We start from the raw sequence: 14,183 nt of genomic DNA on the forward strand, positions 1-14,183 counted from the left end.
GCACGGCGTCCGGGCGCGGACCGGATCAGAGGAACAGGTCGGTGGTGAGCGGTCCGCCGCCCGGGGTCACCCGGTATTTGTCCAGGTCGGTGATGCCGTGTTCGGCGAGTACCTCGTCATCGATGTAGAAGTTGCCGGTGGCGCTCTTGGCGGGTGAGGTCAGCACCAGGTACGCGGCGTCGGCGTAGATGTCGGGAGTGCGCGAGGTGGAGACCATTTCGTCGCCGCCGAGCAGGTTGCGGACCGCCGCGGTGGCGATGGTGGTGCGCGGCCACAATGAGTTCACCCCGATGCCGTACTTGCGCAGTTCCTCGGCCAAACCCAGTGTGGTGAGCGACATTCCGTATTTGGCGATGGTGTAGCCGAGCGAGGCGCCGGCCCACTTCGGGTCCAGGTTCAGCGGCGGCGAGAGAGTCAGGATATGCGGGTTGCGGTCGGCCTCGGCCGAGGCCCGCAGCGCCGGAATGCTCAGTTTGGACAGCAGGAAACTGCCGCGGCAGTTGATGTCCTGCATCAGGTCGTACTTCTTCATCGACAGCTGTTCGGTGGGCGCGAGATCGATCGCGGAGGCGTTGTTCACCACGATGTCGATACCGCCGAACCGGTCCACGGTCTCCTGCACCGCGCGGGCAACGCCCTCGTCATCGCGCACATCGCCGACGAATTTGTGCACGACGCCGCCCGCTTCCTCGAGTTCCGCGGCGGCGGTGTGGATGGTGCCGGGCAACTTGGGATGCGGCTGATCGGTCTTGGCGATCAGGGTGATATTGGCCCCGTCGGTGGCGGCACGCTTGGCGATCTCGAGTCCGATGCCCCGGCTGCCGCCGGACATGATCATGGTCCTGCCCGATAGCGGCTTTGCTGCGTTCGTCATGCCTGTCTCCAATCTTCTCGGCGTCGCTCCCACTCGATGATCTCGAATGAGCCGCCGCCGGTGTCCGGATCGACCTGAAACGCACACTAAGCCACAGTCGGTGACTATGCAATCAGTTGCATATAACGTCACACTGCGCGAGCTCGACCGGACTATCGGACGGATTCGGCGAAATCGGATGGCGGAGAATCAGTTCACCGGTGCACAGGCCACCGATGTTGGTATCCGCCCGCGGCAGCGCGCACGCGAGAGCCCGGTGGGTGTCGCGATGCGTTCGCTCCCCTTGCGGATAATCCGCAGGGATCGCGCGGGCCGGGACCCAGCCGGTATCGAACAGCCGTGCATACCCAGCGAAAACGGCTGTATTCCAGCCGTGCGGACAGGGGTCGCGTCGACGGAGAGAGGTGTCGCGGGCGACCGGCCGGTAGGGCGGTCCGGTCGCCGCGCGCAGGACTCAGCGCAACGGGAAGCGGAGGGAGATGGGTGTGGCAACGAGGGTCGCCTCACCACCTCGCAGCCCGGTCCCCCCTGACCGGAAATTCGCCTTCACGTATCTCACCTCCTGCCCTTCGATGGCTGCTGAACTGTGATACCTACTGTCGCAGTCCCTTATCCGGACCGCAACGGAATTTTGCGGCGGCTGCTTACGCGGCCAGGCCGACGAAGAGCTCGAGCAGGATCAGAACCGCCAGGACGCCCCAGATGATGTACATGGCCGTGACGCCGGGCGTCTTCTGCGGTACCGGGCCGATCGCGCCCTTGAGCATCCACATCACCGGTGAGCGGTAGTAGACCTTGGTGCTCTGCCCGTCGGCGACGGGTACGACCGCGTCACCCGGACCGAAATCCCAGATCCACTTGGTCTTGACCTGTACGTGGTACTGACCCGCGCCGACCGGGATATGTGTTGTGCCCCAACGTGCTCCGGGCACCTCCTGCCCGTTCAGCAGAATCCTCGGGCTGCTCAGCGCGAGCAGGGCCTGCATCGGGAAGTACGACGCCTCCACCACGATTCCGGGCGGTCCGGGCTGCGGCTGGAAGAAATCCGCTTGCGGCGCACCGTAGTTCGGCTGCGGGTACGGAGCGGGTTGCCCGCCGTAGGGATTCGCCGGACCACCGAACTGCTGTGGCGCACCCGGATTCGGCGCACCGTATCCCGGCTGCGGAATGCCCTGCTGCGGATAGCCGGGCTGCGGAATGCCCTGCTGCGGGTAACCCGGCTGCGGAACGCCCTGCTGCGGATAGCCGGGCTGGGAAACGCCCTGCTGCGGGTAACCCGGCTGCGGAATCCCGGGCGAGGAAATGTTCTGCGGCTGTGGGTAACCGGGCTGCTGATAGCCGACCTGCGGATAGCCCGGCACCGAATTACCTTGCGGCTGTGGGTAACCCGGTTGCGGCACCGCGGTCTGCCCCGGACCGGTCTGCGGCTGCGGTGTGCCCTGCGTGCTGTGTCCGTTGGGCGACTGCGGCGCACCGGGACTCGGCTGTGGGCTGTTCGGCTGCCAAGGCTGCCCGTAGGGTGGTTCGCTCACGACGCCGTGCCTCCAAAGAAAGTGCTGGTCTAACCGGGTTTGTGGAATTGCTCGCGCCGCCCGAGCCGCCGCAGGCGCAACCATTCTCGCAGACCCGCCGGATCTTTCTGCTGTACCAGGAAGAACCACGAGAATCGGGCCCACTCCTGCGGCAACAGCTTTCGCATACCGGGCTGTGCCATGAGATATCCGCGATTGCGGTAGGTGAAGTACCGCTTCACCGGATCGTCCGGATACTGGGTGTGCATGCGTCCGCCCAGAATAGGCTTGAACTCCGCGGACCCGTTGGGGTGCAGATAGGCCGTGCGCAAACAGGTTCCGAACGGCAGACCCGAACGCACCAGACGCCGATGCACCTCCACCTCGTCACCGCGTACGAACAACCGCAGATCCGGCACGCCGATCACGTCCACCGCGCGAGCGGAGATCAGCGCGCCGTTGAACAGCGAGGCGATACCCGGCAGCAGATCCTCCTCGCCGTCCGAGCTTTCCGAGGAGGTGTACAGCTCCGAACGCCGGCGCCGCCACACCACACCGCGGCGCAGCGGGAAGGCCAGCTGATCCGGATCGTCGATATCGCAGACCACCGGGGACACCTCGGCCAGGCCGTGCGCCGTCGCGCAGTCCGCGAGCGTGGCCAGCACCTCGGGCCCCTCGGGACGTCCGTCGTCATCGGCCAGCCACACCCAGTCCGCACCGAGCGTCAGCGCGTGCAGCATGCCCAGCGCGAAACCGCCCGCGCCGCCCAGATTGTGCTCCGAACCCAGATAGGTCGACTCCACCGGCTGCTCACGCACCAGTTCGCCGACCTCGGGCTCGTTGGCGTTGTCCACGACGATCAGGTGATCGATCGGACGTGTCTGCGCGGTGAGCACCTTCAGCGATTCGGCGAGCAGTTCGCGACGCTTGTGCGTGACGACCACCGCGACGATCCGGGACGTCGGACCGGGGCCGGACAGCTGCGCGCCGTCACCCGAGACCTGATCACTCATGAACGATTGTGCTCCAGTTCCCGTGCGAGTTCGCGCTGTATCTGGGCGACGTGGTCACCGGCCTCCGGACCCTCGTAGGCCCGCACCACTTCCTCGATGCCGCCGCGCATCCGCACGGTGCCGTGATCGATCCAGATCGCGGAATCGCAGAGCTGGGCGAGGAATTCGTTGGAATGGCTGCAAAATACCAGGATGCCCGAGCGGGCCACCAGATCGCGCAGCCGGTTGCGCGCCTTCTTCAGGAAATCCGCGTCGACCGCGCCGATACCCTCGTCCAGCAGCAGAATCTCCGGGTCGATGGAGGTCACCACGCCCATCGCCAGGCGCACCCGCATACCGGTCGAATAGGTGCGCAGCGGCATGCTCAGGTATTCGCCGAGTTCGGTGAATTCGGCGATCTCGTCGACCTTCGCCAGCATCTGCTTGCGAGTCTGTCCGAGGAACAGCCCGCGAATGATGATGTTCTCGTATCCGGAGATCTCCGGATCCATGCCCACGCCCAGATCGAATACCGGCGCGACCCGCCCGCGCACCTGCGCACTGCCGCGGGTGGGTTCGTAGATCCCCGAAAGCAGCCGCAGCAGAGTCGATTTGCCCGCGCCGTTGTGCCCGACGAGCCCGACGCGATCGCCCTCGGAGAAGGACAGGGTGATCTCGCGCAGCGCCTCGACCACCACCACGTCGGATTGATTGCGTCCGATCGCGCCGCCCGCCTTGCCCAGGAACGCCTTCTTCAGCGATCGCGACTTGGCGTCGAAGATCGGGAATTCCACCCATGCGTCATGGGTTTCGATGCTCACTCGCTCGGTCATATGGCCCTTTACACCCAGTACGGGACGCGAGAACGGAACTGCTTCATGGCCAGGATCGCCACCGCCCAGCCCACCACGGTGATGCCCAGCACCACAACCCAGCTCAGCAGGCTCGACGGCTCACCGAGCAGCGGGGCACGCACGATCTCCAGATAGTGATAGGTGGGAATGATCTCGATCAGCCGGGCGCGTTCGCCGATCGCGCCGGTGTGATCGGCGAGTGACTTGGTATTCCACATCACCGGCGTCAGCACGAACAGCATCAGCGTCATACTGCTGAGGATCGGCGCGATATCGCGGTAGCGGGTGGCGAAGATGCCGAACACCAACGTCACCCACATGGCGTTGAGGAAGATCAACGCGATCGCCGGAATCGCCAGCAGCACACTCCAATGCAGGTGATGCCACAGGCCCGCGACCGGGATGAGAATCACGTAGATGATCAGGTTGTGCGCGAAGAACAGCAGCTGCCGCCACACCAGCCGGTAGACGTGCACGCTCAACGCCGACGGGAGTTGTTTGATCAACCCCTCATTGGCGATGAAGATCTCCGAGCCCTCCAGAATGCTGTTCTGGATGATGTTCCAGGTGATCAGGCCGACCGTCACATACGCCACGTACGCCCGGAGGTCCTGACCCAGCAGTGTCGAATAGAGCACCGCCATCGCGCCCGCCTGCACCGCGGTCGCGATGGTGATCCAGAACGGGCCCAGGACCGATCGCCGATAGCGCTGTTTGATGTCCTGCCAGCCCAGCGACAGCCATAGCTCACGCTGGGAGAAGCCGTCGCGCAGATCCTTGAACGCACGCCGGAACGATTGGGAATCGGACACTATGGCTACCGAGACGTCGGCCGGGCTCTGTTCGGCGACCGCCGACTCGGCAGGGGCAGCTGCAGGCACAGTGCTCGACTGTAGCGGAAGACGGATGCCGCTCTACAGGTACTGGCCACTGACTCCCGAGGACCCCTGCTGACCGCCCTCGCGCGGAACGTGCATTCCGGGCGGGAGTGCGTGACGCATCTGTTCGAGCTGCGCGCGGGCGGCCATCTGCTGCGCGAACAGCGCGGTCTGAATGCCATGGAACAAACCCTCCAGCCAGCCGACCAGCTGGGCCTGGGCGATGCGCAATTCGGCGTCGGAGGGGATGGTGCCCTCGCCGAACGGCAGCGCCAGCCGCTCCAGTTCCTCGCGCAACTCCGGTGCCAGGCCCTGTTCCAGTTCGCGGATCGAGGTCTTGTGGATCTCGCGCAGCCGGGTGCGGCTGGCATCGTCGAGTGGCGCGTGCCGCACTTCTTCCAGGAGCTGTTTGATCATGGTGCCGATCCGCATGACCTTGGCGGGCTGCTCGACCATATCGGCCAGCGACTCCTCCTTGGCCTCCTCTTCGCCGACCCCGGCAGCGCCTTCGCCGACCACCTGGCCGGTGAGCGGCGATGCACCGCGGGAACTGGCAGGCACGACCAGCGGCTGGCCGTCGGGTCCGATCACCACGATGGAATCCGATTCTCCGTCCGAGTGCGTCATGGCCTCCATCATGTCCGGTTCGAGCGCGATGCGCTAAGCGGGTAGGCGGGTAGGCGGGTTCGCGGCCCGTCGCGCCGTTCGCAGGCGTGGCGGGTGTGGGGAACGAGACATGGGGCCGAGCGGTGAGACCTCGGGGGCCGCGAACAGCCGGAGCGAAGCGGAGGCAAATTGAACACAGTATTCTGTGGCGGTCGTGTCCGCATCGTATGTGGTGCTCGGTTTGCTGAAAGTCGGTTACCCATGTTGCGTGATCTCCCACCCGGTAGCCCGCTCGGCGCGGGTTCCGCGGCACTGCCCTCGTCAGTGTGCGACCGGTCGTTTGCCGTGAACACGGTTACGCCGACTTGCCCCCTGCGCTTAGAGTGGCCTGCATGACTTACGACGTCGCACGGGTTCGGGGCCTCATACCGTCCCTGGGCGACGGGTGGATCCATCTCGACCCGCAGGCGGGCATGCTTGTTCCGGATTCGGTATCGCGTGCCGTCTCAACGGGTTTCCGCACGTCGGCCTTTTCGCACACGAATCGCCATGCCGCCGCCCGGCGTAGCGGCGCCATCCTGGACGCGGCCCGAGAGGCCGTAGCGGACCTGGTCGGCGGTGATCCGGCGGGCGTCGTGCTCGGTCCGGATCGGGCGGTCCTGCTGGCCTGGCTGGCCGAATCGCTGAGCTCCCGGCTCGGCCTGGGCACCGGGATCGTGCTCTCGCGCCTGGACGACGAGGCGAATGTCGCGCCGTGGCTGCGGATCGCGAATCGGTATGGGGCGCACGTGCGCTGGGCCGAGGTGGAGATCGAGACCTGTGAGATGCCGGCCTGGCAGTTCGAGGAGTTGATCGGGCCGACCGCGCGCCTGGTCGCGCTGACCGCCGCCTCGCCGATCGTCGGTTCGGCCCCGTCGGTGCGGGTGGCCGCCGATCGCGTGCACGACGTCGGCGGGCTGCTGGTCGCCGACTGCTTCGGCGCCGCGCCCTACGCGCTGATCGATATCGACGATCTCAACGCCGACGTGGTCGCCCTGTCGGCTCCGGCGTGGGGTGGTCCGCAGATCGGTGCGCTGGTGTTCCGCGATCCGGCCTTCCTGGACCGGATTCCGTCGATGTCGCTGAATCCGTACGCCAAGGGCGCCGAGCGGCTCGAGGTCGGTGGGCATCAGTACGCGCTGCTGGCCGGACTCACCACCTCGATCGACTATCTGGCCGGTTTGGACGAGCAGGCCACCGGCTCCCGGCGGGAGCGGCTCGAGATGTCGATCACCTCGCTGCAGGACTATCATGATCACCTGTTCGAGCACCTCATGGAGGTGCTCGATCGCATCCCGAACCTGACCGTCATCGGCCGGGCCTCCACCCGTATCCCGACGGTGAGTTTCACCATCTCCGGATTGCAGGCCGAGAAGGTGTCCGCGAAACTCGCCGATCTGCGCATCGGCACGCTGTCCGGTGCGCACGGCGGGAGTCGTCTGCTCGACGCGCTGGGCGTGAACGACGAGGGCGGCGCGGTGACCATCGGATTGGCACCGTACACAACGAAATTCGAGATCGACCAGCTCGGCCGGGCGCTCACCTCGCTGGACTGAGGTAAGGCGCTCGCCCGCCTCTCCGCGATTTCAGCGTGCCGTCGGGTGCCTCGAGATTTTCGCTTCGGGCCGGCGGTTGGGGGTGTGGTCGGTGTTCGGGCGTGCCCGACGAGTTACCCATGTTGTTGCGAAATCAGTTGTCGCGTTGTGCCGAAGACGACGGGTTCGGCGCGGTTGCGGGTCAGTCCTCCTCGCGTATCCGCAGGATGACCTTGCCGACGGTTTCCGCGGAATCGAGCAGTTCGTGCGCGGCGGCGGCCTCGGTGACGGGGAGTTCGGCGTGCACGACCGGGACTACGGTGCCCTGGGCGATCAGCGGCCACAGATTGCGGTGTAGTTCGGTGACGATCTCGGCCTTGCTGGATCGTCCGGTGGCCGGGCGTCTGCGCAGATTGGTGGCATGCACGGTGCCGCGCTTACCCAGCAGCGTGGACAGATTGATCTCGCCCTTGACCCCGCCCTGCATACCGATGACGCACAACTGGCCGTCGTCGGCGAGAGCCTCGATATTGCGGCCCAGATACGCCGCGCCCATATTGTCGAGAATGATGTCCGCGCCGCCGAATTCGGCGAGAGTGGCGACGAAATCCTCCTCGCGATAATTGATCAGGATGCTCGCGCCGAATTCCTTGCAGCGATCGAGCTTTCCCTGCGATCCGGCCGTCACCGCGACCCGTGCGCCCCGGCTGACCGCCACCTGAATGGCGTGCGTCCCGATCCCGCTGCCGCCGCCGTGGATCAGCAGCAGCTGCCCGGCGTGCAGTCCGGCCCGCATGACCAGATTCGACCAGACGGTCGCCGCGACCTCCGGAAGTGCCGCTGCCACAGCGAGATCCATCCCCTCCGGCACCGGCAGCAGTTGCGTCGCCGGAACCGCCACCTGCTCGGCGTATCCGCCCCCGGACAGCAGCGCGCACACCCGATCACCGGGGTGCCAATCCCGCACGCCATCCCCGACCTGCGCGATCACTCCCGAACATTCCAGCCCGAGGGTTTCGCCGGCCCCCGGCGGCGGTGGATAGAACCCCTGCCGCTGCAACACATCCGCCCGGTTCACCCCCGCCGCGGTGACGTCGACCAGCACCTCCCCGGCCGCTGGACCGGGCAGGTCGGGACGCTGCGCCCACCGCATCACCTCGGGCCCCCCGAAGCCGTCCAGCTCGATCGCATACATGACGCTCATTGTGGACTGCGCCGGCCTCCGATGCGGTCCCGGGCCCACCCGGGTGGCACCGCCGAGCCGCGTCCACGCGGATGCGCAGGCTGTCCGCACGGTGAAGTTCAGGGGGCTTGCGCCGGGCCGCTGGAATTCGATGCGTCGCGGGTGCGGATACCCGATCCGCGGGCCGACGCGGCAGGCTAGCGTTGCCCGAATGAGCAGCTTCGCCGACTTCCAGAACGAAATCTATCTGGCCGGGTTGTCCGGCGTGGTTCCGGAGCTGCCGATGTCGGCCGCGGGGTTGGAGCGGCGGGCGCGCGAGCAGCTGGATGCGGTGGCCTACGCGTATGTGGCGGGCAGCGCCTCGGCGGAGCGGACCGCGGCGGCGAATGCGGCCGCCTTCGATCGGCATCGGCTGGTGCCGCGGATGTGGCGCGGGACGAGCGGTCCCGGCGGGCGGGAGCTGTCGGTCGAGGTGCTGGGCACGAAGCTCGCGGCGCCGGTGCTCACCGCGCCGATCGGTGTGCTGGAGCTGCTGCGCGAACAGGGTGAGACGCTCGTCGCGGAGGTCACCCGGGAACTGGGTGTCGGCATGGTCCTGTCGACCGCGTCCTCCACACCGATCGAGGAGGTCGGTGCGGCCGCGGGCGCGTGGTGGTACCAGCTGTACTGGCCCAACGATCACGATCTGGCCCGATCACTGGTCGAACGGGCCGCCGGGGCCGGGGCCCGGGCCATCGTCGTCACCGCCGACACTCCCGGAATGGGTTGGCGCCCACGCGATCTCGAACTCGGACATCTGCCTTTCCTGCAGGGCAAGGGCATCGCGAACTACCTCTCCGACCCCGTCTTCCGCGCGAAACTCGCCACCCCGCCGGAGGAGAGCGAGGAGGCCATGCGGATAGCCGTGCTCACCTGGGTGGGACTGTTCGGCAACCACACCCTGCGTGCCGCGGACATCGGGCGGTTGCGTGAGTGGACCGATCTGCCGATCGCGGTGAAGGGCGTCCTGCATCCCACCGACGCCCGCGAACTGATCGATGCGGGCGCCGACGCTGTCGTGGTGAGCAATCATGGCGGCCGCCAGGTCGACGGCTCGATCGCCGCACTGGACGCCCTGCCCGAGATCGTCGCCGCGATCGGCGACCGGGCCGACGTCCTGTTCGATTCGGGCGTGCGCACCGGTTCGGACGTCATGATCGCTCTGGCGCTGGGGGCGAAGGCCGTGCTCTACGGACGTCCGTGGGCGTACGGCCTCGGCCTGGCCGGTCGCGACGGCGTCCGCCACGCCCTGCGCCTGCTGCTGGCCGATTTCGACGCATCGATGGGACTTTCGGGCTTCCGCCGTCCCGCCGACCTGGATCGCAGCGTGTTGCGGAGCGCGCCGAACTGAAGAACGGGCCGGGCCGCCCAACGATCGTGACGTGGACCGGCCCCTGAGGTGTCGGTGCGGATCGGCCCGGCAAATAGACTGTCCGGATGATCGAGGAACCGAGCGGTCGCACGGCGGCAGAGCCGAGGTGGCTCAGCTCGGCCGAGCAGCGGACCTGGCGCGCCTACATGGACGGCCATCAGCGCCTGATGGCGGAACTGAATCGTCAGCTTCAGCGTGACAGCGACCTGAGCGTCGCCGAGTACCGCATTCTGGTGCTGCTGTCCGAAGCTCCTGACCGTTCTCTCCGGATGAGCGATCTCGCCGACGGCGTCCTGTCCTCCAGAAGCCGTCTCACACACCAGATCCGGCGCATGGAATCCGCGGGCATGGTCCGCCGCACCTCCTGCGAGGAGGACGGCCGAGGCGTCCGCGCTCACCTCACCGACGAGGGTATGCAACGCCTGCGCGCCGCCTCCGCCGGCCATGTAACCGAAGTCCGCCGCGACTTCGTAGACCTGCTCACCCCCACCCAACTCCGCGTCATAGCCGAGGTTTTCGAACTGGTCGACGCCGAACTCTCCGACCGCAACACCAAATAGCCGACTTCTCCGAGGAAGCCGGCGTTGACCCGTTTCTCGGGAATGGTCATACCTGTACAGCCTGCCGCGCTTCGCGATGCGAGCGAAGGGGCCGAATAGCCGGGCCCCGATACTGGTCGGCCGGGTATGGCGTGAGCGGCCTGAGGTCCCCGGTGGCCGGCTGTGCTGTTGCGAACCACCGGGGATGGTGATCAGTTGGTGCCCAGGGCATTTCGCAGCGTAGTGATGGCCTGGGTGATGGCGGCCTCCGCGGCGTGGGTGCCGCGCAGGGCGTTGAGCATGACGAAATCGTGGATGATGCCCTGGTAGCGGATGGCGGTGACCGGAACTCCGGCCTGGCGGAGTTTGCCGGCGTAGGCCTCGCCCTCGTCGCGCAGGACGTCGGCCTCGCCGGTGATGACCAGCGCCGGGGGAAGTCCGGCGAGTTGGTCGAGAGTGGCGCGCAGCGGTGAGGCGGTGATCTGGGCACGCTCGGTTTCATCGGTGGTGTACTGATCCCAGAACCACTTCATCCCCTCGCGTGCGAGGAAGTAGCCCTCGGCGAACTGGTGATAGGAGCCGGTGTCGAAGCTCGCATCGGTGACCGGATAGAACAGGACCTGCGCGACCAGCGGGACGTCGCCGCGCTCCTTGGCCATCAGCGTGAGCGCGGCGGTCATATTGCCGCCGACGCTGTCACCGGCCACGGCGATCCGGCCGGCGTCCAGGTTCTTCGCCGCCCCCTCGGCGACGACCCACTGCGCGACGGCGTAGTTCTGCTCGATGGCGACGGGGTAGCGAGCCTCGGGTGTGCGGTCGTACTCGGGGAAGACCACGGCGGCATTCGCGCCGACCGCGAGTTCGCGAACCAGGCGGTCGTGCGTGTGCGCGTCACCGAAAACCCAACCGGCCCCATGGATGTAGATGATGACCGGCAGAGTGCCCTCGGCGCCTGCGGGCCGTACGATTCGAGCCTCGACCGAACCGGTCGGCCCACCCGGGACGGTCACCCATTCCTCGTCGATCGCGGGCTTCGCGATCTCCCCGGCCTGAACCTCGTCGACGGTCTTGCGCCCTTCGTCGACCGGCAGCTGATACAGGAACGGCGGCTTCGACGTGGCCTGGGCGAACTCGGCCGCGGCCTGCTCGAGCACCGGCGCGACGGGCGTGTACTCCGACATCTCTTGCTCCTCCTCCGTGGGGCCCGGGTGGATCCCCGCTGCGCAAAACCTAGCGTGCAATTACATTGTGCGCAAGCAAAACGTTCCCGTTGAAATAGCTCGATCGGCGATGTAGCGTCGGCGCGATGACCAGTAACCCCGGCGAGGGTCCGCCGCGGGAGTTCTCCCTGCTCCTGGACGACCAGCTCTGCTTCGCCCTCTACGCGGCCTCCCGCGCGGTCACTCAGCGCTACCGCCCCCTGCTCGAGAACCTCGGCCTGACCTACCCGCAATACCTGGTCCTACTGGTTCTCTGGGAACACGACACCGTCCCCGTCAAGGACATCGGCGCGGCCCTCCAACTCGACTACGGCACGTTGACGCCCCTGGTCAAGCGTTTGGAGACAGCGGGTTTCGTCCGCCGCGAACGCGACCCCGAAGACGAGCGAACCGTCCGGGTAAGCCTCACCCCCCACGGCGCGGACCTGCGCGACCGGGCCCGCGAAATCCCCGCCGCCATAGGCGCGGCAATGGCATTGCCGGACAACGACTTCGCCGAAGCCAAACGAATCCTGCGCCAGTTGACGATCAACGTCTCGACCCGACGCTGACCCGGGCCCGTCGGAATTCTGCGGGCGGGATTGGCCGCGTAGCTCGAGCGGCAAAGTTGCGGCACTGTGCATTCGACGCGATCACCACGCCGGTTGTAGCTGCTTCGAAGCGTGGTGTGTCGAGCGCTCAGGGGTGTCGCCCCCCGTTCCCGCTCACCGGCTGAGGGGAGTGTGATCGGCAGTCCGTGCCCGAACGCGCAAAGTTTCTGCGGTGCAAGGGTCTTCGGCCCCCGAAGTTTCCGTCTGGTCGGCCCTTACCTCGGCCGAAGATTCGCGGGGTAATAGCGGGCAGGAGTCGTCGAAGGTACTGCCCCGCAGTCGCGGAACGAGTGAGCGGCATCGAACGAATGGGGGAAAACCCGTCCCATGTCAGATTGTCGAAAGCACGGCCTTGTGCCGACACTCGTGCTGGTACCTGCCGTAGCCAGTCTGTACTTCGTCACCGGTTGTGGTCCGGACTCGACGACAGCCGGTCCGGAATCGCCTATTACCACGAGCAACTGGCTTACCCGAACCACAACGCAGACAACACAACCGGCGACAACGCCGCCGCTCCGATCGGCCACGCCACCATCGACTCCGCAGACCACGACCGAAACCACGCCCCCACAATCCGAAGACCTCGAGCTCGACGCGGACTTCGCCGCCGTATGCGCCAACGCTGTCACCGGACTCCGCGTGGACGACAGCGAATGCGATGACGCCACCGACGACTACTTCGGCGACGCCACAGACGTCGCCACCTACGCGGCCGCAGGTCTTGCTGGTGGCGCGCTGGGCGCGGCCATGTGGTACTACTTCTCGGTCCGAAACCGAGTGGCAGCCCCCGCAATCGGCACCCTGGTCCGCGACGGCACCTACACAACCCCGTACCTGATCGACGGCCGCCCCTCGGTCATCTATCGAACCGGCAGCATCGACGAAAAGGGCGGCCTACTGACCAAAACGACCATCCACCGCGGCGGCCTCGGCCTGCGCCCGCACAGCAGCCATTCGTGAGCCGGGACGAGTCCTTCGGGCGCGCGACACATATTCATGGCTCATTCAGCCGAACCGCACTGTCGATAGGCGAACGTCTCCTGTTCTGCGGTCTCTGCCGATAGATGGCGGACTGGGGAACAGCACCAGCCGCAGCTATCGATTGCGAGAGCCTTCTGCCGCTGCTTGCTCCTGGAGCGCGCGGTACCCGGCGAGCACCTGCCGAACCGCATCCGTAACCGGCGGCTCCTCGGTGAGCGCGGTCCAGGCGTAGGCGTCGTGCTCCTGGAGCCGCACGGGATCAGCACCGGCCACGTCGACCGCGAAGTTGAACTGGCGCGACTTCTTCCCACTGCCCGATTGATAGTCGAAGCTGCCGAGGTAGCTGCGCACGACAGTGACATCGAGACCGGTTTCTTCCTCGACCTCGCGGATCAGAGCTCGATCGAGGGTTTCGCCGCGTTCGGCTTTCCCGCTGGGCAATTCCCAAATCCCGCCCATGAAGTCGTCTTCGGGCCGCTGAAGCAGCAGCACTCTGTTGCTGTGCTGGACAACGGCACCGACAACCAATTGCTGGACCCCGTCGCAGATCGCGTCGGTGGTGAGTCGTTCGAGCAACACAGGGTCCACAAAACTGCCCTTTCAGTTCGCCGAATCGAACGCCTCGAGAAGATTCCGAAAGCTCCGGTGATGGAGCGCGCCAGCACAAGATCGCTGCGAACGACCTGTTCAGCGGGAGAAAACCTGCGGTGGGTGTGGGATTTGAACCCACGGTGGCGTGAACCACGACGGTTTTCAAGGTCGTTTGTCTCGACGTTTGGGCGAATCATGTTGTTGTTGGCGAGTGTTGAGCAAGCGAGCTGACCAGGCGATTTGATCGTTGGCGACGTTGGTGAGATTGGCGACGTCGGGGGCTGCTGCGGGCTCGTTGCGGGCTCGCAGCAGCCTTGCGGCTCCGAGGGGTTTGCGGTCGGAACGTCGGTCCCGGCCGTCTCGATAGAACTAATGTCAA

Annotated in this window: 14 protein-coding genes; 5 read left to right on the top strand and 9 right to left on the bottom strand. The window is 66.4% G+C overall.

The features are described 5' to 3' along the window. Positions 1–25: 25 nt before the first annotated feature. The 6 genes from NV1_RS02910 to NV1_RS02935 form a co-directional block, all read right to left on the bottom strand. Positions 26–874 carry an SDR family oxidoreductase gene (locus NV1_RS02910; RefSeq protein WP_067885216.1) on the bottom strand — a complete coding sequence of 283 codons (849 nt, stop codon included), beginning with the start codon at positions 872–874 and terminating at the stop codon, positions 26–28. 644 nt (positions 875–1,518) lie between these two features. Then, a complete protein-coding gene (locus tag NV1_RS43160; protein ID WP_157116458.1) occupies positions 1,519–2,406 on the bottom strand; it encodes a hypothetical protein in 888 nt (295 codons plus the stop codon). 29 nt (positions 2,407–2,435) lie between these two features. Next, positions 2,436–3,398, bottom strand: coding sequence for a galactofuranosyltransferase GlfT1 (gene glfT1 / locus NV1_RS02920; RefSeq protein ID WP_067885218.1), 963 nt, complete (start codon positions 3,396–3,398; stop codon positions 2,436–2,438). Continuing rightward, the gene (gene wzt, locus NV1_RS02925; protein ID WP_067885220.1) at positions 3,395–4,210 is read right to left on the bottom strand and encodes a galactan export ABC transporter ATP-binding subunit Wzt/RfbE; all 816 of its coding nucleotides are present in this window, start codon (positions 4,208–4,210) and stop codon (positions 3,395–3,397) included. Before wzt ends, glfT1 begins: the two co-directional genes overlap by 4 nt. Positions 4,211–4,218: 8 nt before the next feature. Then, complete coding sequence (gene wzm, locus NV1_RS02930) at positions 4,219–5,112, bottom strand: galactan export ABC transporter permease subunit Wzm/RfbD (RefSeq protein ID WP_084525017.1); 894 nt, start codon at positions 5,110–5,112, stop codon at positions 4,219–4,221. Between the two features lie 33 nt (positions 5,113–5,145). Beyond that, a complete protein-coding gene (locus tag NV1_RS02935; protein ID WP_067885756.1) occupies positions 5,146–5,736 on the bottom strand; it encodes a bacterial proteasome activator family protein in 591 nt (196 codons plus the stop codon). 371 nt (positions 5,737–6,107) lie between these two features. Here NV1_RS02935 and NV1_RS02940 point away from each other — a divergent pair, with 371 nt between their 5' ends. Continuing rightward, positions 6,108–7,310: a cysteine desulfurase-like protein gene (locus tag NV1_RS02940; RefSeq protein ID WP_067885222.1), complete on the top strand. Its 1,203-nt coding sequence runs from the start codon at positions 6,108–6,110 to the stop codon at positions 7,308–7,310. Between the two features lie 181 nt (positions 7,311–7,491). On the opposite strand, the gene NV1_RS02945 is transcribed toward NV1_RS02940, so the two are convergent. Then, on the bottom strand, positions 7,492–8,484 hold the full coding sequence (locus NV1_RS02945; RefSeq protein ID WP_067885757.1) for an NAD(P)H-quinone oxidoreductase: 993 nt from the start codon (positions 8,482–8,484) through the stop codon (positions 7,492–7,494). Between the two features lie 199 nt (positions 8,485–8,683). Between NV1_RS02945 and NV1_RS02950 the strand changes: the two genes are divergently transcribed. Together NV1_RS02950 and NV1_RS02955 are read left to right on the top strand one after the other, a co-directional pair. Next, positions 8,684–9,862 carry an alpha-hydroxy-acid oxidizing protein gene (locus NV1_RS02950; RefSeq protein WP_067885224.1) on the top strand — a complete coding sequence of 393 codons (1,179 nt, stop codon included), beginning with the start codon at positions 8,684–8,686 and terminating at the stop codon, positions 9,860–9,862. An 86-nt stretch (positions 9,863–9,948) separates the two neighbouring features. Further along, the gene (locus tag NV1_RS02955) at positions 9,949–10,443 is read left to right on the top strand and encodes a MarR family winged helix-turn-helix transcriptional regulator (protein WP_067885226.1); all 495 of its coding nucleotides are present in this window, start codon (positions 9,949–9,951) and stop codon (positions 10,441–10,443) included. Between the two features lie 191 nt (positions 10,444–10,634). Here NV1_RS02955 and NV1_RS02960 read toward each other — a convergent pair whose 3' ends face one another. Beyond that, positions 10,635–11,603: an alpha/beta hydrolase gene (locus NV1_RS02960; RefSeq protein ID WP_067885228.1), complete on the bottom strand. Its 969-nt coding sequence runs from the start codon at positions 11,601–11,603 to the stop codon at positions 10,635–10,637. A gap of 125 nt (positions 11,604–11,728) precedes the next feature. On the opposite strand from NV1_RS02960, the gene NV1_RS02965 reads away from it, so the two are divergent. Beyond that, positions 11,729–12,193: a MarR family winged helix-turn-helix transcriptional regulator gene (locus NV1_RS02965; protein ID WP_067885229.1), complete on the top strand. Its 465-nt coding sequence runs from the start codon at positions 11,729–11,731 to the stop codon at positions 12,191–12,193. A gap of 393 nt (positions 12,194–12,586) precedes the next feature. After that, positions 12,587–13,192, top strand: a complete 606-nt coding sequence (locus NV1_RS43165) for a hypothetical protein (RefSeq protein WP_157116460.1) — start codon at positions 12,587–12,589, stop codon at positions 13,190–13,192. Between the two features lie 135 nt (positions 13,193–13,327). On the opposite strand, the gene NV1_RS02975 is transcribed toward NV1_RS43165, so the two are convergent. Continuing rightward, entirely contained in the window at positions 13,328–13,801 is a 474-nt protein-coding gene (locus NV1_RS02975) for an NUDIX domain-containing protein (protein WP_067885232.1), read from the bottom strand. Between the last annotated feature and the right edge of the window lie 382 nt (positions 13,802–14,183).

Source organism: Nocardia vaccinii NBRC 15922, from assembly GCF_001613305.1.
Lineage (GTDB): Bacteria > Actinomycetota > Actinomycetes > Mycobacteriales > Mycobacteriaceae > Nocardia > Nocardia vaccinii.